The 20,638-nt window shown below is 53.7% G+C and carries 21 protein-coding genes; 6 read left to right on the top strand and 15 right to left on the bottom strand.

Going from position 1 to position 20,638, the window contains the following annotated elements; genetic code table 11:
• Positions 1 to 104: 104 nt before the first annotated feature.
• Together A6U98_RS13525 and A6U98_RS35860 are read left to right on the top strand one after the other, a co-directional pair.
• Positions 105 to 518, top strand: a complete 414-nt coding sequence (locus A6U98_RS13525) for a hypothetical protein (RefSeq protein WP_064650505.1) — start codon at positions 105 to 107, stop codon at positions 516 to 518.
• Position 519: 1 nt separating this feature from the next.
• The gene (locus A6U98_RS35860; protein WP_017993019.1) at positions 520 to 744 is read left to right on the top strand and encodes a hypothetical protein; all 225 of its coding nucleotides are present in this window, start codon (positions 520 to 522) and stop codon (positions 742 to 744) included.
• Positions 745 to 953: 209 nt separating this feature from the next.
• On the opposite strand, the gene rffA is transcribed toward A6U98_RS35860, so the two are convergent.
• The 14 genes from rffA to A6U98_RS13455 form a co-directional block, all read right to left on the bottom strand.
• Entirely contained in the window at positions 954 to 2,102 is a 1,149-nt protein-coding gene (gene rffA, locus A6U98_RS13520) for a dTDP-4-amino-4,6-dideoxygalactose transaminase (protein ID WP_082933909.1), read from the bottom strand.
• On the bottom strand, positions 2,092 to 2,985 hold the full coding sequence (rfbA, locus tag A6U98_RS13515; protein ID WP_064650501.1) for a glucose-1-phosphate thymidylyltransferase RfbA: 894 nt from the start codon (positions 2,983 to 2,985) through the stop codon (positions 2,092 to 2,094). Before rfbA ends, rffA begins: the two co-directional genes overlap by 11 nt.
• Before the next feature lie 92 nt (positions 2,986 to 3,077).
• Entirely contained in the window at positions 3,078 to 3,959 is an 882-nt protein-coding gene (locus A6U98_RS13510; protein ID WP_082933908.1) for a class I SAM-dependent methyltransferase, read from the bottom strand.
• Positions 3,956 to 4,342, bottom strand: coding sequence for a GtrA family protein (locus A6U98_RS13505; RefSeq protein WP_245304529.1), 387 nt, complete (start codon positions 4,340 to 4,342; stop codon positions 3,956 to 3,958). The genes A6U98_RS13510 and A6U98_RS13505 overlap by 4 nt, the downstream gene beginning before the upstream one ends.
• Before the next feature lie 10 nt (positions 4,343 to 4,352).
• Positions 4,353 to 5,294 carry a hypothetical protein gene (locus A6U98_RS13500; RefSeq protein WP_064650499.1) on the bottom strand — a complete coding sequence of 314 codons (942 nt, stop codon included), beginning with the start codon at positions 5,292 to 5,294 and terminating at the stop codon, positions 4,353 to 4,355.
• Entirely contained in the window at positions 5,291 to 5,956 is a 666-nt protein-coding gene (locus A6U98_RS13495) for an acetyltransferase (RefSeq protein ID WP_064650496.1), read from the bottom strand. Before A6U98_RS13495 ends, A6U98_RS13500 begins: the two co-directional genes overlap by 4 nt.
• A complete protein-coding gene (locus A6U98_RS13490; protein ID WP_064650494.1) occupies positions 5,953 to 6,588 on the bottom strand; it encodes a class I SAM-dependent methyltransferase in 636 nt (211 codons plus the stop codon). Before A6U98_RS13490 ends, A6U98_RS13495 begins: the two co-directional genes overlap by 4 nt.
• A gap of 404 nt (positions 6,589 to 6,992) precedes the next feature.
• Positions 6,993 to 7,940, bottom strand: a complete 948-nt coding sequence (locus tag A6U98_RS13485; RefSeq protein WP_064650492.1) for a glycosyltransferase family 2 protein — start codon at positions 7,938 to 7,940, stop codon at positions 6,993 to 6,995.
• Complete coding sequence (locus A6U98_RS13480; protein WP_064650490.1) at positions 7,937 to 8,758, bottom strand: phytanoyl-CoA dioxygenase family protein; 822 nt, start codon at positions 8,756 to 8,758, stop codon at positions 7,937 to 7,939. The genes A6U98_RS13485 and A6U98_RS13480 overlap by 4 nt, the downstream gene beginning before the upstream one ends.
• On the bottom strand, positions 8,755 to 9,852 hold the full coding sequence (locus A6U98_RS13475; protein WP_064650488.1) for a class I SAM-dependent methyltransferase: 1,098 nt from the start codon (positions 9,850 to 9,852) through the stop codon (positions 8,755 to 8,757). The genes A6U98_RS13480 and A6U98_RS13475 overlap by 4 nt, the downstream gene beginning before the upstream one ends.
• A gap of 490 nt (positions 9,853 to 10,342) precedes the next feature.
• Positions 10,343 to 11,035 (bottom strand): WbqC family protein, encoded by a 693-nt coding sequence (locus A6U98_RS13470; protein ID WP_064650486.1) that lies wholly within the window; start codon positions 11,033 to 11,035, stop codon positions 10,343 to 10,345.
• 528 nt (positions 11,036 to 11,563) lie between these two features.
• Positions 11,564 to 13,609, bottom strand: a complete 2,046-nt coding sequence (locus tag A6U98_RS13465) for a DCC1-like thiol-disulfide oxidoreductase family protein (protein ID WP_082933907.1) — start codon at positions 13,607 to 13,609, stop codon at positions 11,564 to 11,566.
• 182 nt (positions 13,610 to 13,791) lie between these two features.
• Entirely contained in the window at positions 13,792 to 15,630 is a 1,839-nt protein-coding gene (locus A6U98_RS13460) for a hypothetical protein (protein ID WP_064650484.1), read from the bottom strand.
• A 410-nt stretch (positions 15,631 to 16,040) separates the two neighbouring features.
• On the bottom strand, positions 16,041 to 16,751 hold the full coding sequence (locus A6U98_RS13455; RefSeq protein ID WP_011650555.1) for a class I SAM-dependent methyltransferase: 711 nt from the start codon (positions 16,749 to 16,751) through the stop codon (positions 16,041 to 16,043).
• Positions 16,752 to 16,819: 68 nt separating this feature from the next.
• Between A6U98_RS13455 and A6U98_RS13450 the strand changes: the two genes are divergently transcribed.
• The 3 genes from A6U98_RS13450 to A6U98_RS13440 are packed head-to-tail and all read left to right on the top strand — an operon-like array spanning position 16,820 to position 17,713.
• Positions 16,820 to 17,077 (top strand): hypothetical protein, encoded by a 258-nt coding sequence (locus A6U98_RS13450; RefSeq protein ID WP_064650482.1) that lies wholly within the window; start codon positions 16,820 to 16,822, stop codon positions 17,075 to 17,077.
• Positions 17,052 to 17,519 (top strand): lysozyme, encoded by a 468-nt coding sequence (locus A6U98_RS13445; protein WP_064650480.1) that lies wholly within the window; start codon positions 17,052 to 17,054, stop codon positions 17,517 to 17,519. The genes A6U98_RS13450 and A6U98_RS13445 overlap by 26 nt, the downstream gene beginning before the upstream one ends.
• Positions 17,519 to 17,713, top strand: a complete 195-nt coding sequence (locus A6U98_RS13440) for a hypothetical protein (RefSeq protein ID WP_064650478.1) — start codon at positions 17,519 to 17,521, stop codon at positions 17,711 to 17,713. The genes A6U98_RS13445 and A6U98_RS13440 overlap by 1 nt, the downstream gene beginning before the upstream one ends.
• Here the strand turns inward: A6U98_RS13440 and A6U98_RS35855 are convergent.
• Complete coding sequence (locus A6U98_RS35855; protein WP_245304528.1) at positions 17,638 to 18,027, bottom strand: lysylphosphatidylglycerol synthase domain-containing protein; 390 nt, start codon at positions 18,025 to 18,027, stop codon at positions 17,638 to 17,640. The genes A6U98_RS13440 and A6U98_RS35855 overlap by 76 nt on opposite strands.
• Positions 18,028 to 18,451: 424 nt before the next feature.
• On the opposite strand from A6U98_RS35855, the gene A6U98_RS13435 reads away from it, so the two are divergent.
• Positions 18,452 to 20,524 (top strand): nucleoside-diphosphate sugar epimerase/dehydratase, encoded by a 2,073-nt coding sequence (locus A6U98_RS13435; RefSeq protein WP_064650476.1) that lies wholly within the window; start codon positions 18,452 to 18,454, stop codon positions 20,522 to 20,524.
• Positions 20,525 to 20,638 lie beyond the last annotated feature (114 nt).

Here is a 20,638-nt window from a genome sequence, read left to right as displayed (position 1 = left end):
CACCAGCAACGATCTTGAATCACAAAATCAAAGGCAAGGGAATCTCTCCACACGATTCCGATTAGCGCTGACAGACTCTAGAGCAATCGGCCGACAGCGAAGCCATGCATGATGAAGATGAGATGGACCTTTCCGGTCTCTATTGGACGCCACCGGGCGAAATGCAGCGGGAGGACGCGCACAAGAACTTGTTGGAGGCGATTGCCGGAAGGCGACCGGATCAAGTCAAGCTCTTCAGTGCCAGCGCTTTTGAAATACCTTCGGCCTTCCCGGCTGGCTTCTTTGATGTAGCTATCGACATGGCTACGCATGAAGCGTGTGGTGTTTACAGAGCTTATCGCGACCACAACGACTATGCGACGAAGCCGGAATGGTTCTCCAGCAAACTGAAGGACACTGACGAAATATTCAGCGAAGTTTACAACCGCTTGATTAAGTCAGGCTTTTTCGACTGGTATTTTCAGGGGAAGCGTCCCGAGGAGCCTGTTGACCAAGGCGCGACATCACACGGCCGCTGACATGCCTGAGACCCAAGCAAAACGTGGTGTTGTCCCCATTCGGGATGACGTTGAGACCGAGCGGGAAATTGAAGCAGTTCTTGCTTGGCATGACGACAATGTCCGCGCAGCGATCGGCACGCTACTCGACGATATCCGGCACCTTCGCCGGCAGTTGGCATTGGCAGAAGGTGCCATGAGCCGAGGCATGACCCGCGGATGGCGGCCGGACTATGACCGTCGATGATTGGAATTCGTCCGACGCCGGCACGGGGCTAAAGTCATATGCAGGTAAGCGGGTGGGCGTGATTGAGGTGCTCCCCGATAAGGGGTGAATTTTGGATGCTGATTGACAACCTTGGAAATTCAGCGGATGGCAGCTTGCGTATCCAGCCTCTATAAGGAACAGCCGCTCGTTCGCGGAATTTTGGGCTGAGGTTAGGCGCGGATGACAAACTACGCCGCCCATCCTTCCAGCGCGTCAGCCAGAACTGCCGCAACGCGGTTCTGTTGCTCGAACGTCAGGCCTACCCACAAGGGCAAGCGTATCAGACGCTCTGACTGCGAAGTCGTTACCGGCAACTCGCCTGACATCCGCGCATATCGTCTTCCTGCGGGCGAGGAATGAAGAGGGACGTAATGGAAGACTGACGAAATGCCGTTGCTTTTCAGCTCACCTAGTACCTTTTGACGGTCTCTCTCTTCCGGCAGCAGTACATAGTACATGTGGGCATTATGCTGGCAATCATCAGGCACGATAGGGCGACGGAGCAGCCCCTCGGTTTCGAGCGGCTCAAGGATCGCGTGATAATAATGCCAGATCGCCAGACGGTCTTTTGTAATGCGCTCTGACTCTTCGAGTTGCGCCCACAAGAAGGCCGCGATCAACTCCCCCGGCAGGAAGGACGAGCCCACTTCCTGCCAAGTGTACTTGTCAACTTCACCCCGGAAGAAACGACTGCGATCAGTGCCTTTTTCACGGATGATTTCGGCCCGCAGAGCCAGCGCAGGATCATTGACCAATAGCGCTCCGCCTTCGCCAGAAATGACATTCTTGGTCTCGTGAAAACTGTATGCCGCGAGATCGCCGATGCTGCCGAGCGGGCGCCCCTTATATGCGGCCATCACGCCCTGTGCCGCGTCCTCTACGACCTTGAGACCGTGTTGTTTGGCGATGCGCATAATGGTGTCCATTTCGCATGCAACGCCCGCGTAGTGAACTGGGACTATAGCGCGAGTGCGCGGGGTGATCGCCGCTTCAATCAAGCTTTCATCTAGATTCAGAGTGTCTTCACGGATGTCGACGAATACCGGGACACCGCCGCGCAGGACGAAGGCGTTTGCAGTCGAGACGAAAGTGTATGATGGCATTATGATCTCGTCACCCGGCTGAATGTCGAGAAGCAGAGCCGCCATTTCGAGCGCCGCAGTGCATGAGTGAGTTAGTAGCGACTTGTTGCAGCCGCTTGTTTGCTCAAGCCACTCATGACATCTTTTGGTAAATGGGCCGTCTCCCGCAAGCATGTTTCCAAACTTTGCTTCGGCAATGTAATAGAGTTCCTTCCCTGTCATGAAAGGACGGTTGAATTCTATTTTATTGCTCACTGCTTCCCCCTTGAAGTCTGTGCCATTCCTCGGAGACACTGTGCAGGTATTCGCTGTATTCGCATTTTGGCATGCGAGTTATCAGGCCTTCGAATTGCTCAATACTGAGGAAGCCTCTTACGAGGGCAGCCTCTTCCGGGCAACCAATTTTTACGCCCTGTCTTCGTTCGATCGCTTCGATATAGCTAGACGCCTCATGCAGAGCAGTGCTGGTTCCGGCGTCAAGCCAGGCGAAGCCACGGCTCAGGCGTCGCACCTGTAATTGGCCGCGTTCAAGGTATTCCAGATTGACAGCGGTAATCTCCAGTTCGCCGCGCGCGGACGGCTTGACCGCTCTTGCAATCTCCAGCACGCTGTTGTCGTAGATATACACTCCGGGTACTGCAAAATTGCTTTTTGGGTGGCTTGGTTTCTCTTCAATGGAAATCGCTTTGCCGTTTCTGTCGAATTCCACAACGCCGTAGCGTTCTGGATCCTTGACATGGTAAGCAAATATCGTCGCACCCCCCGTAAAACTTGATACCGCTCGGGGAAAATCGTCCCCGCCGGAAAAAATGTTGTCACCTAGCATTAGGATGACATCATCGGAACCGACGAAATCGGAGGCGATCAAAAATGCCTGCGCAATTCCTTCAGGCCTTGGTTGCTCGCGGTACTGGATCGCCACTCCCCATTGTTCGCCGTTTCGGAGCAGTTGCTGGTATCGGGGTATGTCTGCTGGCGTTGATATGATGCAGAGTTCCTTGACACCCGAAGCAATCAGGACGGTCAGAGGGTAATAGATCATAGGTTTGTCGAAAACAGCCTGGAGCTGCTTACTGGACACTTGCGTCAGAGGATACAGGCGCGACCCCGCGCCGCCAGCAAGAACAATCGCTTTCATTCATGTCTCCCCACACGATAGCCTCGCCGCGATCGGTCTCCGTTAGATGAATGCCCTTCCACTCGACAAAAGGGAAAGGGACAACATCAGCCTCACATCTTTCTGGCGACGAGCAGTCGCGAACCACCCAAAGGGAAATCCAAACCAGTTCCGATGAGAGCGCTTTCCGCACGCAATATCCATCTGAAAGCGTTATTGAGCAGGCTTGGAAGTTGCATCTCGGTTCGAACGTCGATCTCGTCAACCGATTTATTCCGGCTCATTAAACGCGAAGCAAGCATCGCCGGCAGCAGGAACGAGACGAAGGAGGTGTTGCGAAGGATGGTGAAGCCCGCGGCAGTAACTTTCCTGTTCAATTCGCTGGCCGTGTACCGACGGCAATGGTGAGCGTAATCGTCAAGGGGACTCCACAGCCATGGATGTTGCGGAACAGTCACCAGCAGCGTACCTTTAGGCTTCAGCGCGGCGTGCATTTGCTGCAGGACGGTTTCATCTTCCTCGATGTGCTCAAGAACATCAAATGCGCCGATGGCATCAAATTCCTCCGCGAATGGAATTGCCCGGGCATCCATTTGCATGAGTCGTGCATTAGGCAATCTCTCAGAAGCGAATCGCAGACCCTCGATAAATATCTCGCTTCCGAAAATCTCAGCTTCTGGATATTTCCCGGTGACGCCGGAAAGAACAAAACCCGTTCCACAGCCAATTTCCAGAAAAGAGCGGAATTTGGGATGGTACTTGCGCAAAGCCCACAGGATAAGATCGTTTCGGGACCGGAACCAGAAATTTGTGGCCTCTAATTCCGACAAAACTTTGAAATAAGAAGCCTCAAATCCACCTCCTTGGTTAGCAAACTGTGGAGCGTAAGCTGCAATTCCGCCTATTTCCTCAGGCTCCCAACGGCAAGCGGGGCAATGAGGCTTGCCGGCTTCGCTGTCGAATTTAGTTCCACAACCCAAACAACGGGAGCTCACGGATTTTGTTTTCTCTTGCTGGTGGAAGGGAAGGCATAAATGCTGCACGCCGCATATACGAATGCGGCCACAGCAACTATACCAAATGCTTGCACATAAAAGTGAGCGTAATGGAGCCTATCCACAAACACGTAGAGGATGCTGTAGTTCAGCGCGTAACCAACGCCATAGATGATTCCATATCGGACTAGGGCGCTCTGCTGCTCCGCAGCCTGCATGAAAACCCAGCGCCGATTGGCAGCAAAACTCATAACAACTCCGAGCAAATAAAGTATAGTCATTGCCAACTTTGGCGGAATCCCAGCAAAGGTGACCATGAGGTACAGGATATATCCGCAGGCGTTCGTCAATAAGCCGATAAATCCAAAACGGGCCAGCTGCAATATACTACTTTTAGATAGAATCAGATCTCTCCACCTTATTTTCGTCCAGAACGGCCAAGCCAAAACCCGTTTTCCCGAAACTATCGCCATTGTATAGCATATATGTATTGTCCCCGTGCCGAAACACGTAAGGGTACTCGATCATCGTGCTATCCCAGCCGTTTTCGGAAACGTCTATACCCGCTTGGTCTAATTTCAAGATCCACGCGATTCCGTCTCGGCTTTCAGAATACCCGATCCGATAGGCTTCGCCTTGACCGCTGCGGTAAGAGAACCACATCCGGTAACCACACACTGCATCAATGAGAACCGTGGGCCGGGAGAAGGCTTGCGCCTTGCCTATTTCATAGGGAATTGCCGTACCGTCCTTGTGCCATATATGGCCATCCCTTGAAGTTGCGGACTTGATAACATGGAGCATTTCGCCGTTGCCCGCGTCCCAGCTTACGGTAGATCCGTACCACATCCTGAACGTTTCACTATCTGTCCTTTCAACCCATGGATAGGAAAGACTGACGGAATCCTCCTCATCCGAGGCCATAAACGCTAGGTCGGCGTCCAGTTCAAGCGTTAGATCGGGTCGAACCTTTATGCGGCCTATATCGCCTCGCCAGTGCCTTCCCGGGGGCCTCTGCCATCCCATGAATAGCATATAGCGCTGCGGACCCGCACAATAACAGTTACCGATGCTGATACCCGCTTCAAAGAAACTGCCGCCAGCACCGTGTACCAGAAAGGGCTGCTTGTGCTCGTGCACGACTTCTCGCGTCAAGAGATTGATATCAACGGCGCCCACAGAGGAACGATTCTCGCTGTCACGCCCGCTAAAAAATACCCTGTATGTGTCACGTTCGAGGTGAAGTGCGAGCGGGTTCGCAGCGTGACTCCTCAGCTTGGGGTGAACGCCGGACGGCTTGAAGAGCAGGCCGGCTTTGATCCATGTGCCGGTCATATCTTGCGCAGTTTTGAGCTGGGAACACGCGAGCGTTCAGTGGTGCTAGATACGTAGACTCCATCAGCCTCGGCATCGGACAGTATGAGCGCTGCGGCACCGATAACGCATCTTGCCCCGATACTAACGTGATCGCGAAGGGTGGCATTGACCCCTATGAAACACTGCTCGCCAATCCTGACCCCACCGGACACCACGACATGCGAGGAAATAAACGTGTGACTTCCAATATCCGAATGATGACCGATATGGTTACCACTCCACAACGTGACATTATCACCAATATGCGAAAATGGTTGGATCGTATTGTCTTCAAGAATAAAACAATTACGTCCGACGGAGTGCTCGTTGAGGACTGTTGCGCTAGAACTGATATAGCTTGCCAGGTCGTAACCGAGAGCCAGCCCGGCCTCGAACTTCTGCTTGCGGATTTGATTTAGCTTAGAGTAGCTGAGTGCGACGAAAAGGGCATGGTCGGCCGGGGGATAGCGATCAGCGACGTTTTCGAAGGCAACGACCGGCAGGCCACAAAACTCTCGATCAGTTAAATAAGCTTCGTCCACAGTGAACGCGACCACATCATAATCGCTGTCATTTTCGAAATAGTAATGGGCGAGTTGGGCAATTTCACCTGTCCCAAAAATGACGAGCTTCCGCCTCATGGCAACTTCCTCACGATCATCGTAAACTCGTATAGCTCATAGTCATGTAACAAAGCTACCTGCCGTGAATAGCGCCGTTTGCAAAGATCGAATAAGTCCAGCGGGTTGGCGTAAAAAAGATCACCCCGCATCCGGGCTTCGTCAGAATAGGATGTTAGACAATTGAAAGAAAAACCTGTCCGACTGGATATGTTCATCATGTCCAGTGTTTCCACCAGATACGCAAGCCACTCCTCGTCCGTCCGACTAAGCCGCACATTGAAAATTCCCGACGCTACAGAATAATCGACGATCTCACCTGGCGAGTTACCCGGCCTAAAAGTCACGTCCGGCGACGCGGCGATACGCGAACGGGCGGCTTCAATCATCGGCAGAGCAATGTCGACACCTATATACCGAGTGGCGTGTCCCAACTGCGAGAGGTGGTCAAGCAACGCTCCATATCCGCATCCTATATCGGCGATAGAATATGGTTGCGAAGAATCGACCACTTTGAGAAGTTGATTGAAGCGCATGATTTGGCCGGCTTGGCTGTTCCAGTCAACACCTGCTGCGGTTTGGCCATGTTCAGCGATCCGTCCCGAATAATAGTCAGCCACATCCTTCAGGATGTCATCACTCGATTCAACCATGAATGTCCCACCACGTGTAAGGGCGCTGATGTTTAGCGGCGCTAATTGTTCTCAAAAATCCTATAAACACACTACCAGTCCGCCACTCAAAGAAATATGAGGTCTTCCTTCGATCTTCGTTATCGCTTTCAGCGCTCGCATTTGTGAGGGACCAGCAACATCTCGTATCCCAATTTTGGTCATTTCCCGTGAGCCGGTTACCGCGTCCGAATACTCAAGTGACGGGTATCTACGATTGACGCGGGCGATCATCAACATGAACTCCAGGTAGGTCACGCCACGTGGTAGCCATTCCAGCAATATCTACTCCAACACCCGCGACAGCATATACCGCCCGGCTGACGACGTTGGAAACGCCCCTCCAACTTTTGTAAAGCGCGTGAGTATTTTTCGGAATAGATCGGCTAGGTCTCTGAGGAATTCCTTTTAGAATAGATATCTTGAATGATCGAGCGCGGTCTATCCTTCACCTCCTCCAGGATCTGCTTGACATAAAGGCCCATCAGCCCGGTAAAAACAGCATTCAAGCTGAAGAAAAAGACCACGACGGCCATGAGTGACGCCCATCCGTCTTGGACCGGTCCGATCAGCGCGCGCACCACAACAAACCCGCCGTAGACGATACCTAAGAAAGCCATCATTAAGCTGAAGCACAGCATTAATATCAGTGGCTTGGCTGAAAACGTCGTGATAGCAAGGGCGGTCAGAGCAATCCGCCTTCCTAACGAGTAGGTCGTATCCGAGGTGCTGGCTTTGACAAAAGGGAACGATGCCTGGGGATAGCCAACAAGAATGCTTAGTGGAACGAAGACTGGGTTTTTGTCGCGAAATTTAAGTAGAGCGGATACATAGCGACGGGTCATCAATCGCATCGTTGATACGTTCTGGGGTAGGCGTACCTCGCTTAACGCGGAGAAAAGCCAATAAAAAAGGTGCCCCGATATCCGCTCCATCCGGCCGCCTTTCCGACGTTCCTGCAGCCCGTAGAGACAATCAACAGCTTTTCCCCGCAAAACCTGCGCCATTTCCGAAAGCAACTCGGGAGGCTCCTCGAGATCGCTGTCAATCAGGAATATTAGGTCGCCTTGGGCATGCTCCAAACCCACGAGCATCGCTTTATGATGCCCGAAATTTCTGCTCAAGCATAATAGCGAGATCCGAGCGTCGCGCTCAACCCAATTTCGCACGATGTTCGCCGAACCGTCCGGACTGCCATCATCGACAATCACGATTTCAATATCATCCGATACCGCCTCTCCCGCGGCCAAGGCACGTTGGATGAACTCATCGATTGTGTCCATTGACCTGTATAGAGTGGTAACAATGGATAACTTGCGTGTCATGGAACTCATTTGACTTTCGGCAACCGAGAGTTGAACCAGTCGCCAACTGAACGAAATTCATCTAGGCCATAGCCCAGTATTTTCTTTTGCTGCTCTGTAAAATCTGGAGCTTCACCTAGCACAGAAGGAATATGGAACTGCTGACGCAGCATAGGAATTGTGAAGACGTGATTAATGGCGCGACGATTTTTATCGGTCTTATTGGTGCTGCCGGCGTGATAAACCATGCAGTCCAAGACAATGAACGTCCCCCGTTTGACGGTGACGTGGGTCTCCAAGCGCCGAACAACTTCGTCAGGTGGAAACGCTTCACGATGATGTGTTCCAGGGATCACGCGCGTGGAGCCATTTTCGATAGTGAAGTCGTCTAATGCAAAGAGTGCATTGATAGCGAGCGGCCGAGAGCTAGTGAAATGCTGATACGGAAGATCTCTGTGATACTGGGCTTGGTGGTATTTGCTTTGGTGGCCGCGGTTTATCAGGCCGTTCACCTGGTTCAGGATGAAGTAACCGCCGAGGAGCCGCGACAATAACACATGAAGTGGCCGATTGAAAACGACCTCCCAGAAATTGGGGCACACCATCGGAAGGAGGCGAATCGTATCACGCTCATTAATCTTGCTAAGATCATAACCTCGGTCTGTTGCCTCGGTATCGTATTCTAACTCCGCTCTATTGAACAACTGCGAGAGTTCATCGAGCTGAGCCCCGGCCAATCCGGAATCTAGCGTAGTGTATCCCAGTAGCCTGACCTCCTCCGCGAGGATGTCGTAAATGTCGTTTGCTTCGGTTGTCGCAATAACGCCGTAGCGAGAAATTTCCGTCATAGGATGGCATCCTGCCTTGCAATTTCAAGAGAATGAAAGATCGGAACATCCTCCGATCCAAAACGATCTCGGATGAGCGACCAGCTTCGCTCGTGCACAGCCGCGATCAGGGGCATTCTTGGAAAGCTCAAGAAGTCTTTGACCGATACAACAGGTTTACCATAGAAATCCGCCTCTACCGGTTGATCCCTAACAAAAAACTCTGCGTTTTCGATCACGGACGGGCTATAGGCGTGAAGAAGATCCGAATACTCACCCGTGCCGAAGATGCCATACTTCCGGCCCTTAAGCACTCGGTTGGTCGCGTCTCGTATCTTGCTCCACGTGTTCACATACTCTGCGCGCTCCTGAGAAAGAAAGGCGAAGCCGCGGATCTGACTGTCAGGGTCAGCGTCGCCGAACTGCAACAGGTAAATCCTAAATCCCTGCAGGCTGCCCGTTAAGGGGGAGTTCGCAACCATCCGCAGGTTTGCACCCGCTACAATCATTGCCAAGGAAGCGGACGTAAAGTTGGATATATGATCGTAAAACAGCAACTCCGACCCTACGATTTCTCCATCCGGACAAATGACGACAATATTCCCCGTTTTAACAATGACGCGTCGGCATGCTTGCAGAAAACCGAGGGGATTACGTGTGTGCTCTATCACGTTAACGGACAGGCAAAGATTGTAGCCGGGGGGGGAGGCCTCGAACTGCTCAGCAAAACCCTCGTGGATGGAAATTCGACCTCCCACGTTTGAACGCGCATTCGCGGCTATCCGGGAACTAGGCTCCACTCCGGTTGAAATTTGAGCGCCAAGCCTCTTGGTCAGATGACCGAGCAACGTACCGCTGCCGCATCCAAACTCTATGATTTTGGAAAAATTGGCTTCATTCCCCAGATGATGCGTCAAGAAAGCTTCTATCTGTCGGCTATATTCGGCGGAGCGCGCAGCCTCCGCCACCGCGTCTCGCAGGCCGATCGAGTAGTCGGCGCTATAAATCTCTTTTATTTGCTCTTCTGAAAAACTTTGGGTGTGGAAGCCATGGCCGCAGTTGTTACAAGAACAGCGCTTAAGAGGATTCGATACCACCTTGCCGTCGCTAACCATCGAGCGGGCTGCATGCGGAATAGGTAGATTTCTACAATCTGCTGACCCACATGCGGGACACCTAGAAATATATTCCGTCAAGCGAAGTCCCCCGCAGTGCTTGCTAGCGGACCGCAATAACGCAATTTTGTCACCACGCGCAAGCCTTAAAAGTGTGGAGGATTGGCGCCAGTATCCGGTACGCTTTCTTCTTTCTGCACACGCGCACCAATGCTCCAAAGGGTGGTGCGGCGCCGGAAACCCACGCCAAAGATTCAAGTGTTAGTCAACTCATTATGCCTCTCCCAAGGATCAAAACTGCCCCACGCTATTTACATTGCAGCCTCCAGGCTACAGAGAGCGCCGATCATCCACCCTTCGTTTCCTTGTTCCCGGGAGTTGGTGGCGAGAGTGTCGAAACACCGAAACACCTCCAGCGGTGCCCAATCATTTCCGCCACTCTCAAAAGCGCAATTCACTAGAGGACCAGAAATTTGGCGCTGTGAAGGTTTCATTTCAGGTACCTCATGTGATTTCGCGTGTCCCTTCCACAATTAAAGAGAAGATCGAGGATCGTCACTCCATGAACGAATTCACCCCAGAGCTGAGGGTATTTAGGATAGCTGGCATAGTCGAACCAGGTAAGCCTAATTCCTCGTTCTTCAAAGACTTCTTCATCTACATAGTCTTTTGCCGCGGGGCCAGATACGTACTCTGTGCCACCCGCTTGAGCACAAAGCGCAGCCAGACGCTCTGTCTTTCCTTCCACTAACGTGTAGTCCCATGAATGGGAAATTACAGTTTGGATTGAGAGATAATTGCAGATTGCTTCAATGAATCGGCGATTGAGCGGCGAAAGGTGACTTGGCGGTTCATTCAGGTAAAGAGGCTCCAGCCACACAGCGATTTCCTCAAAGTGTGCAGCACGACGATAGTTCTGGATCAGGCTCTTCCAATGGGCGTTCGCCCATTCGGTGCCTTCTATCTCAGTTTCTCGGATTTTCTGATGGTACTTTCCCTTTACCTGAACGGGGACTGTGAGCCATTGAATCCCCTGAGGCGTCTTGATCTGATTGCGATTGCGCCAATCACGTCGCGTATATTGCATGTCGTCGTAGAGGATAAACTCATCCACGGCAGCGATCATATCGAAATAACCCTTCCACGGGATATAGTTTGACTGGACGATAGCCACCTTCTTCACTTCATTTCCTTCGCTCGAATGGCACGGCAGGCGTTCAAAGCCTCACTCGCTGCCGTCGGTTTGTAAAGCTCTTGAGTACGGCTGGCATCATAGCCGCCTGCGCCTGCGGCTGCACATCATTGTTTGTTGGGAGATCGTCAACGCGCCTCCTCGGGGCATCCTGTTCAAGGAGATTGGCAGCGCCCGCTGATCGTCGATGGGCTGACTAGAGTCTCGGTAATCAGATGGTATGGTTCGCGTCTTGATGAGCCCCGCGATGATAGGAGGCCGATACGGCGGCGTGCTCCGAAGGAGCTCTGGGTTGAACTGAACCAGTCACGTCACAGGACAGCAGCTCGACGGTTCGCAGGAGCCGCCGACGAAGGACGATAATTCTCTTGACCACGAGGGTTTTAACAAGAAGCCGGAGCAGATAAAGTCCTTTTGGTCATCGCAGCAAAAACGATTCAGGATTAGCGAACTCGCCTCCCCAGTCCTGATGAAAGATGATTGTATATGGACAGCCGCCCTCAAACGTCGACAGTTCCGCTAAAACGTCACTTCGCAAACCAGTCGTCTCTCGCTCGCCATATATTGGCCCCGCAGTAGCAAATCCACGCTGGGTAGCGGCTCCACGTACTGACGATAAATGAGGGTCTCACCGTTTGAATGTTCGTTTTCGCCAAGGTAGCTGACCTGCTGGCGAAACGCTTCAAATTGGCAGCCCTCCTTCCCGATTACGCCGCGCCTGAACGCCACAGTGTTCCCAAAATAGACCCGGTCCGATCTGTGAGCAGCTAGACGTTTCCCGTCCTCGGAGAATATTGGAAGAAGCTGTTCGAAGCCGTCCTTGGTCTTCTTGCTGAGGGTAAACCAGTTCTCAGCCATCCGAAGATCGGTAGAATTAAACACGTCAATTGGACCGACCCCGTAGATACCAGCTGCGTTCGTCGGGGCCGCAACGGATCTCTGGATTTTCCGCAGGACCGTCGGAGGATTCTTCACCAGGTACGGCAGAGGAAGCGAGATAGCAAAGCATGCCAGCAAAATCATTACATGACAGAAGACGGTGGAGATCGGATCACCCGGGACGATGTCCTTGTGGACCATCTGGCCCGTTGGCAACAGCGTATACTCTGGCTTTGGCGTAGGGATTTGACAGACGCCGAACATCCTCGTCCGACGCTCGGCAACGAACCTGTACACTGCCGGTCCGCCCAAATATCGACCGACTATGAGCAACGGATGAAGCGGCAGCAAAAGGAACACGTGCTTCGATAAAAGCACATAGAACTCGTAGCCCTTGACGGCATTCCCGCTGCTGACGTCGACAGCGTAAAGGTCCTTTCGTGCATCATCTGGATCGATGCCGACTTCGATAAGCCAAGGAATGTTCTTGGACAACGGCTTAAGGTGGACTCGCCTGAAGAGATCGACGGCCTTTACGAACGTCACCGTTCTATCGCACAGGTTGCAGCGGTCATCGTACGCCACCTGCAGCCTGTTTGCGCCACTGATGAATGTCTTGCTCCAAAACAAGGCGGCCAAGAACAGGAACTCGAATTGGGCTAGCCACCCGAGCTGGAGGATGAATAGGCTCAGCCCGAAGAACAGCAAGCCCCACATGATTACATATTTGCGAAACACTCCGCCGAGAAGCACAAACGGAAGCAGCAGAAGATACCACGGCAACATCGCCCAGAGTGATACGCGCGCCAGGAAAACCGGGATCGGGCCTTGCGAAAGCAGCCAGCTAAACTCACTCGAATATCTGGACATGAAGTTATTGGTGAGCAGCAGTGGGCCAGCCGAACCTGACATCCAGGCAGGCTCGGCCAAATGGATCGAAAGCGAGTACAGGCACACGCACCAGTAACAGGCGAGCGTCATCAACTTTGCGAGCTGCAGCCCGGATTCACTTGGCAAACCGTTGTCATAGTAGAACGCTGAGATGACCTTGCACGCGAACGTGCCTCTTTTCATAAGCAGCCGGTCCAGCGAAAAATTCGCTCCGGCGTTTGCGAAAATCAGAAGCACTGAAAGCATCGCTGCGATCCAGTTTCCCAATGTGGATGTGCGGAGTAGTATGTCTCCCATCTGCCACTGAAAAACGATCAGATACACGAGAGTGTACTGCGTCAGCAGACCCGCTGTCACCAAGACGCCGCAGAGCAATCCCATCATGGCAGTCAACCAAATCGATGGCTGCCCCCAATCCGAAGGCTCAAGATAGGAGATCACCCAGAAGGCGCGCTCGATCATGAAGAGCCCAAATACTATTCGGATCAGCGCGAATTTCGGTGCTTCCTCCTCTGGATTTGATACGAAGGCCCCGCGTCTAGCGAGCCAATCCGCAAGACCACTTAGGACGACTGCGGCCTTCACTCTAACTACGGGGTGGATGCCGAGTACGAACAAACCGATCAGCAGCGGGAAAAAGCCGAAAAAGCGATTCGCGAACCAGTCCCAAGTTCCGGTAAGAGCGACCAGGGAAAGAGCAATGATGAATATCAGGCTGGTTACGAGGATCCCTTTGCTGCGGCGCACGTTTGAAAGGGACTCCACGCCCGCTGATATATCCGTCGCATCAACCATGCCCAACCGTCGCCTTCGATTTCTTCGCTAAGTCTCATTAGGGGCGTACCGTTCAGCGGCCTGGAGCTTAGCGCCTCCTGCTTCCATGACCTCTATCCAAGCGAACGCTTACTTTAGAATCGAGCGAAGCTCAAGGCACGACTTCCAAGGGATGTAATTTGACTGGACTATCGCAACTTTCTTCATTCCGCATCCTTATCTCGCAGTGCCTTGCACGCTTTCAGAGTGTCCGCGGGGTTTATCGGCCGATAAAGCTCCTGAACCCGGCTTGCGATGTAACCGCCCGCACCATCAGCGGTGCTCCACGTTCCCGCATGCTTGTAGTTTTGCGGAAACATTGCTCCCATGTCGGCCATGAGTTCTGTCGGAATGCTGCGAGGGCCTGTTGCCTCCACCAGAACCCAAGCTGCGGCGAGTTTTTCACACGACACACGGCCCATCACTGCGGTCGCATATTTCAGGCTGCCGGTGTAGCCGCCAATCATCCAAGCGGCTCCGATGCTTTCGGCGCCCATGGCGTACAGGAGCGTTGGAGATTGACCAGATAGATCGATGACGGGATCGCCTGGTTTGAAACCGCTGTTTTTAGCAGCCATAACCGCATCCGAAATATAGGAAGCATACGCCTTCGATAGTATCAATTCAGATCGATGAGGCCCAAGGTTTATGGGGGCATCGTTGAGCTTGAGCGATTGAGGTTGGCGAAACGGTTGCTCTAGTGCTGACTGAAGAAGGGTCGCCGTCACCGCTTGGGCGGCAAGGACGAGGGGTAACAAAAACGACCAATTTGATCGTTCACGAGCAATTGGGCTAAGTAGTACAATGCCGGCCAGCAGCCAAAAAAAACCCGCTTGTATCCCACTTTCCCAATAATTAACGTTTGTCCCAAAGGCATACATATGCGGGGTTATCAAAAAGAGACACGCGATGCTCCAGTGCGCCACCGATAAGCCCTTGAATGGTCTCGGCCTGCCAAAGGCTAGGCCTGCGAGCGCTGCAGCATAGACGACGCCGAAAAATGACAACCCTTGAAACTGCCCCAGCTCTGCAACCTTAGGGATCTGGCCAAATACGAGGAGCGCCGTCACGAGGAAGAGGCTGACCGCAGCGATCAGGGATACAATCACGCTCACGGATCGTCGCGACAAGAAACCCCAGACGGCAATAAACGTTGCTAGGAATACGAGTTGGGTAAGTAGTTTATCTTTGCCGTTCAGCCAGAAACTATCGATGCGCAAAAGTTCGGTGAATGTGTGGCCGCCACCGAGATATTGTCCAAACTCAAGTCCTAGCTGTAGCCGTTCCACAAACTTCCGAAGGGAGCCATCGATTACGAATGCGCTGAGCAGAAGTGGGACGACCGCACTGGTGATGGCAAGTAAGAGCAGACGCAGCTGGAACTTTTTGGAAACGATCAGGTAGACCAGGGTGCCCACAGCCAGTGCGCCTGCAGTGCTTGGCTTGGCCATGAAGGCCAGCCAGCCACCTGCGCCGATCAACATCGAGCCTGCAACGCTCCGCCAGTTCCATGCTGGTTCAAACATGAGCATACCGATGCTCGTCACCAGCAAAGACTGAAGTGCCAAGCTATAATAGCTGGGCGTTAGAAGCCACGAGTCGAACAGGGCAAAAACGCTAGTTGCCAGTCCAGCCGCGGCAGCGCACAGGACGACATCATTCGCTCTTGATTCGGGTGCGACTGCCACGAGAAGTGTATGTGCCAGCCCCCCAGCCAAAGCGAATGTGACGAGTATGTTGGCCTGCCTTAATGCCGCAATGTCCCCGCCGAGCAAAACATACAGAGGATGATACACAAATCCGAACTGCGTGATCGAAAAATCATAGATGAACGGGTTAGATATCGACACCAGATGAAAGCCTTCATCGGTGAACTCGATCCCGTAGGAGCTATATTTGAGCACCCAGCCGAGGATCAACATTGTTGCTGCTAGCGTCAGGCCAGTCATCGCGTGACTGGAGCCTGCGACAGGGGCGCTTTTATAATTCTCACTCAGCGCCATATTGGACTGCTCGCTGCTTATTTCTGGATCGCCTTCGATTAAGCGACCCTGTCACGGTTGTGGTTAAAGTCGTCTTAGATCACTTTTCACGTGATATAAAACTGCTTTTTCATGCTGAGGTCCAAGCTAGCTTTTTTCACCTCTCCAATTTCAATCCGACCGTTGATGTAAGCTGCAAATTGGGAACCAACTGATTCAGCCCACGCGTCTCGCTCCCCACGGGTCGCCGTGCTTGCTCTGATCATCGACGGTGTTGTGGACGAATAGGCAAGTGCCGGGTTCCCGGTTCGCTCTGTCCCGGTGAACAACTTCTACAACGCCACGACGGATTGCGATGAGGACGGCATCCACCCGCACACGATCGGGCATCTGAACTATGCGTGCGCCTATATATCGGAAATCCACATCCTCTAGGCGGAGCAGAGAGCCCCGGCCATATACACCATGTTCCGCGCAGCAGTCTTCGGAGCCAATTTCAGGAAATTCTGCCGGATCTGATACTTCAGCCACCCCTTTGCCTTACCGGCAAGGTGCTGCTCGTATTCGATGTCATGTGGGAACACCATGAGGCGCTCCACCTTAAAACCGCATGTCTTCAGCAGGTTTTCGAAAGAGCCGGGGGTGTAGAAGTTGATATGCCCATAAGGGCCGGATTCGCGGATCGACTTGTCTAGGTTCCGCGTCAGCTCCAAGGGCACCTCGATATAGAGCTTCCGGCTCACCCGTCTGGCCTCGTAGAGGAACATACGCTCATGCTCGACATGCTCAAGGACATGGATGGCAAGCGCGAGGTCAAAGGCTTTGCCCGGGTGGGGGATCTTGTAGCCATCGAACTGATCAACTGAAGCCAAGTTCTTGATGCGCCGGTTGCTTATCGCGTCCAGCCCTGATTTCGAGATTTCCACGGCTGCGAACTGCTTTGCAAAGGCAGAATTGCTCAACTCGGAAAGAACCGCACCTTCGCCGGCGCCGATGTCGACAACCGAGTTGAACGTCTGGCCTTCCGTGATTTTGCGTATGTGCCCGACAGACTGCCGCGCAGCTATGGCTCGTTTCTCCGAGACTGAGCCGTCTGCGTAATACCCCTCGTACATCTCGAGTATTTCGGTGCTGCTGTTCATCTCGTCCTCCGGAGCAGTGAGAGGGCATCGATACACCACAAAGTGAAATCCCACAATCTGGAGCTCCCATGCTCGTCAGCAACTTGCGCGCGGTGGTCAAGCATGCCTGGTCAATCAGGTTCATGGTCCTGGCCCTGCTCTGCATCATCATCGAGCCGATCTACACCTTCTTCGCCGCCACATGGGTCGCGAAGAACATCTACATCCAACTTGGGATGTCGGCGGTCACCGGCCTCTTGGCCGTTGCCGCTATCATCGCCCGCATCTTCGTTCAACAGAAAGTCTCTGGAGACCTCGCCAATGGCAAGCCGCCTCAAGAAGGGTAGCGCGATTGCTGCTGCCTGCATCGCCGTCGTCAGCACCTTCGAAGGGCTGCGAACTGTCGCCTATCGAGATCCGATCGGGATTCCAACAGTGTGCTTCGGAGAGACACGCGGCGTCAAGATGGGTGACAGCTACACCGTCGCTCAATGCAAGGACATACTCGGCGACAGCCTGAAGGAATTCGAGACGGGCATGCGCGCCTGCATGAAGCAGCCGGATCAAGTGCCGTCCGGCGCCTATGTCGCCTTCCTCTCCTTCACGTACAACGTCGGAACCGGGGCGTTCTGCAAATCGACACTGACGCGCAAGCTGAACTCGGGCGACGTCGTCGGCGCCTGCAATGAGCTGCCCAAGTGGGATAAGGCCGCCGGCATCCGTCTCCCGGGCCTCACGAAGCGCCGCACAGCGGAACGGGCGCTCTGCCTCAATGGTATCCGGACCTGATGTTCGGCATCATCGACTATCTCAAGATGGGCGCCGGCCTCGCTGGTGGCCTGATGCTCTATCACCTCTATGCCGTCTCGATCGGCTATCCCTCAGCGGCGAGGCAGGCGCGCGCCGGCTATGTTCTTGTTGCCGAGAAGAGCGCAGCCGAGGCCCAGGCGGACGTAGGGACTGTCGCGACAACTCGGCTGTAATGCACGCGCAAAAGGTCTCCGCCTCTCGCGGGAAGAAACATGTTGGCGCCCAGACCGAGCAGGGAAGCCATGAGAGACGTCCCGTAACTGATCTTCCCGTCCAGCAATAGCCGCCATCGCAGCGCATAGCCGACAGCGATACCGAAGGTAACAAGCATAAACCACAAAAGCGATGTTGCCGATATTCCGCTACGAAAAATGCGGATAGCTTCCTCCCAATCCAATGCCCGAAGCAGGAAGATCAGGACGACAAGGCTTATTGCCGAGGCTATAAGCGCCCGCGGGCGCTGATGATTGAAGAGGCCACGTATCACGTTCTTTTGATGTTCTCTTTGGAAGCGGTACCGTCTCTGGACCGGGAACGCCTTCGCTCTTCTCGGGTCGCTGCCCCTAACATATTACCACAATCAGCTGCAACCCCGTGACCTCGCGCTTTCACAGGCGTTGCAGTCACGACGGCGGTTGACTTATCTCTTGACCTGCTCTCTCTTGATTCAGAGCCAAGTGAACCGACCATTGGCTTGCGATTCATGATGAACCGATCGTCAACCTCAATGTGCTGACGTATGCCGGCAACTTGGAGAATCTCGCCTCCATCATGACCCGCGCCATCTGTTCGTCAACTTCTGATAGATAAGTCGGTGCGGAAGACCTTGATTTCCGATTATTTCAGTTGCGCTCGTTGCAGAAAGCGACAAGAAGGTGGTTGTCCATTGATCTGCGAGACGCTGGTTAGCAATGCCTGAAAATACTCCCACTGAGACGCCGCGCTCAGGATGGTTCTTAATGCCGATGCAAGCGCTCGTCGCCCCTCTGCTGGCGATGCCGCGGGTTGCCAAACGTGCCCTGGCTTTGCTGGTCGATTCCAGCTTTTGTGTTCTGACGATCTGGCTCGCCTATTGCTTCCGCCTAAACGAATGGACGGTGCTGACGGGTGTGCAGTGGCTGCCGGTCTTCGTTTCACTGTGCATGGCCCTTCCCATCTTCATCGTCATGGGCATGTATCGGGCGATCTTCCGCTATGCCAATATGGCTGCTTTCATTACTGTTCTGAAGGCGATTGCGATCTACGGCGTCGCCTTCATGACGATATTTACAGCACTCAGCGTCCCCGGTGTTCCGAGAACCGTCGGCATCCTCCAGCCCTTCCTTCTGTTGATTGCGATCGGGCTGTCGAGGTTGAGTATCCGCTACTGGCTCGGGGATGCCTACCAGCGCATCCTTCACAAGAATATGCTCGCCAAGGTGCTGATCTATGGGGCAGGGACGGCCGGGCGGCAACTGGCCGGTGCCTTGATCAACAGTGCCGAACTCAATGTCGTCGGCTATCTGGATGATGATCCGCGTCTCAAGGGCGGCGTCATGGGTGGTTTGCCGATCTACGACCCCTCGGATCTTCCGGTGCTTGCCGAATCTCTCGGCGTGCACAACGTGCTTCTTGCTCTTCCCTCCGCATCGCGGCAGCGTCGCAACGAAATCCTGGAGCACATCCGTAAAGCCAGGGTCAATGTTCGCACGTTGCCGGATCTCACTGCCCTGGCTCAGGGACGTATCGCCGTCTCCGACATCCGAGAGCTGGAGATCGAAGATCTGCTGGGAAGAGAAGCGGTCGCGCCGCGCCAGGAGCTACTCGACAAGTCGATGCGCAACAAGGTGGTGATGGTCACCGGTGCTGGCGGCTCGATCGGCGGCGAGCTATGTCGTCAGATTTTGCGCACCGGGCCTTCCAGCCTCATCCTCATCGATCAGAACGAGTTTGCGCTTTATAATATCCATGCCGAATTGCAGAAGCTGGCCGAACTGTACAAGCATGAAAATATGCAGATCGTTCCGATTCTGTGTTCTGTCCGCGATCAGGATCGCATGGAACATGTCATGCAGAGCTGGCGACCTCAGACGCTCTATCATGCAGCCGCTTACAAGCATGTTCCCCTTGTCGAACACAATGCCGTGGAAGGCATCAAGAACAATGTGATGGGTACGCTGGTCGCGGCACGCGCGGCGAATAAATGCGGCGTCTCGAATTTCGTGCTGATCAGCACAGACAAAGCCGTACGTCCGACAAATGTAATGGGCGCCAGCAAGAGGCTGGCGGAAATGGTTCTGCAGGCGCTTGCGGCGGAATCGGCTGTCGACAGAATGCGAACGAATTTCTCCATGGTCCGTTTTGGAAACGTCCTCGGCTCCTCCGGATCCGTCGTGCCGCTTTTCCGGCAGCAGATCAAGGACGGCGGCCCCGTGACGCTGACACATCCTGACATAACCCGCTATTTCATGACCATTTCGGAGGCTTCCCAACTCGTCATACAGGCGGGCGCGATGGCCGAGGGGGGCGATGTCTTCCTGCTCGACATGGGAGAGCCGGTTCGCATCGCCGATCTCGCCCGCAAGATGGTAGAGCTTTCCGGGCTGGCCGTCCGCGATGAAGACAATCCCGAAGGCGATATCGAGCTGTCCGTTACCGGTCTTCGGCCCGGCGAGAAGCTCTACGAAGAACTGCTGATCGGGGATAATCCGAAAACAACCGAACATCCCCGGATTATGAAGGCGCGCGAGGATTTCCTGTTGTGGCCGGAGCTTTTGAAAAAGCTCAACGCGCTCAATGCGGTATTGGATCGGAACGATATGATCGCTGCACGTGCGATACTAGCGGAGCTTGTTTCCGGCTATTCGTCAACCGGCGAGGTCTCGGATCTGGCTTTCACCGGCACCTTAAAACCAACAACGCGGCTTAAGACACCCAAGGTCGGCGAGCCCACGTCGACGAATGTTGCTGCGAGTGACAAAGCGCGGTGGGTGCAGCAGCCGTAAAAGATCAGCACGACGAGTTAGGCGGAGATAGGTTCCAGAGCTTTTTGATCAAACATGATAAGCTCCCGTTATGATGTTGCTGACGGCGAGAAGCAGAGCGAGCATAATCGCTAG

It is taken from the genome of Rhizobium sp. WYCCWR10014 (assembly GCF_001657485.1).
Classification (GTDB): domain Bacteria; phylum Pseudomonadota; class Alphaproteobacteria; order Rhizobiales; family Rhizobiaceae; genus Rhizobium.
Note: the sequence above shows the minus strand (reverse complement) of the source record. Positions and strands in the feature narration are given on the sequence as shown.

What these genes read in the sequence shown, in the direction of transcription:
- A6U98_RS13480 (WP_064650490.1), bottom strand. Translation starts at nt 8,758, where the DNA reads ATGACGGAAATTTCTCGCTACGGCGTTATTGCGACAACCGAAGCAAAC.
- A6U98_RS13495 (WP_064650496.1), bottom strand. Translation starts at nt 5,956, where the DNA reads ATGAGGCGGAAGCTCGTCATTTTTGGGACAGGTGAAATTGCCCAACTC.
- A6U98_RS13435 (WP_064650476.1), top strand. Translation starts at nt 18,452, where the DNA reads ATGCCTGAAAATACTCCCACTGAGACGCCGCGCTCAGGATGGTTCTTA.
- A6U98_RS13475 (WP_064650488.1), bottom strand. Translation starts at nt 9,852, where the DNA reads ATGGTTAGCGACGGCAAGGTGGTATCGAATCCTCTTAAGCGCTGTTCT.
- A6U98_RS13440 (WP_064650478.1), top strand. Translation starts at nt 17,519, where the DNA reads ATGTTCGGCATCATCGACTATCTCAAGATGGGCGCCGGCCTCGCTGGT.
- rfbA (WP_064650501.1), bottom strand. Translation starts at nt 2,985, where the DNA reads ATGAAAGCGATTGTTCTTGCTGGCGGCGCGGGGTCGCGCCTGTATCCT.
- A6U98_RS13465 (WP_082933907.1), bottom strand. Translation starts at nt 13,609, where the DNA reads ATGGTTGATGCGACGGATATATCAGCGGGCGTGGAGTCCCTTTCAAAC.
- A6U98_RS13450 (WP_064650482.1), top strand. Translation starts at nt 16,820, where the DNA reads ATGCTCGTCAGCAACTTGCGCGCGGTGGTCAAGCATGCCTGGTCAATC.
- A6U98_RS13455 (WP_011650555.1), bottom strand. Translation starts at nt 16,751, where the DNA reads ATGAACAGCAGCACCGAAATACTCGAGATGTACGAGGGGTATTACGCA.
- A6U98_RS13485 (WP_064650492.1), bottom strand. Translation starts at nt 7,940, where the DNA reads ATGAGTTCCATGACACGCAAGTTATCCATTGTTACCACTCTATACAGG.
- A6U98_RS13525 (WP_064650505.1), top strand. Translation starts at nt 105, where the DNA reads ATGCATGATGAAGATGAGATGGACCTTTCCGGTCTCTATTGGACGCCA.
- A6U98_RS13500 (WP_064650499.1), bottom strand. Translation starts at nt 5,294, where the DNA reads ATGACCGGCACATGGATCAAAGCCGGCCTGCTCTTCAAGCCGTCCGGC.
- A6U98_RS13460 (WP_064650484.1), bottom strand. Translation starts at nt 15,630, where the DNA reads ATGGCGCTGAGTGAGAATTATAAAAGCGCCCCTGTCGCAGGCTCCAGT.
- A6U98_RS13445 (WP_064650480.1), top strand. Translation starts at nt 17,052, where the DNA reads ATGGCAAGCCGCCTCAAGAAGGGTAGCGCGATTGCTGCTGCCTGCATC.
- A6U98_RS13490 (WP_064650494.1), bottom strand. Translation starts at nt 6,588, where the DNA reads ATGGTTGAATCGAGTGATGACATCCTGAAGGATGTGGCTGACTATTAT.
- A6U98_RS35860 (WP_017993019.1), top strand. Translation starts at nt 520, where the DNA reads ATGCCTGAGACCCAAGCAAAACGTGGTGTTGTCCCCATTCGGGATGAC.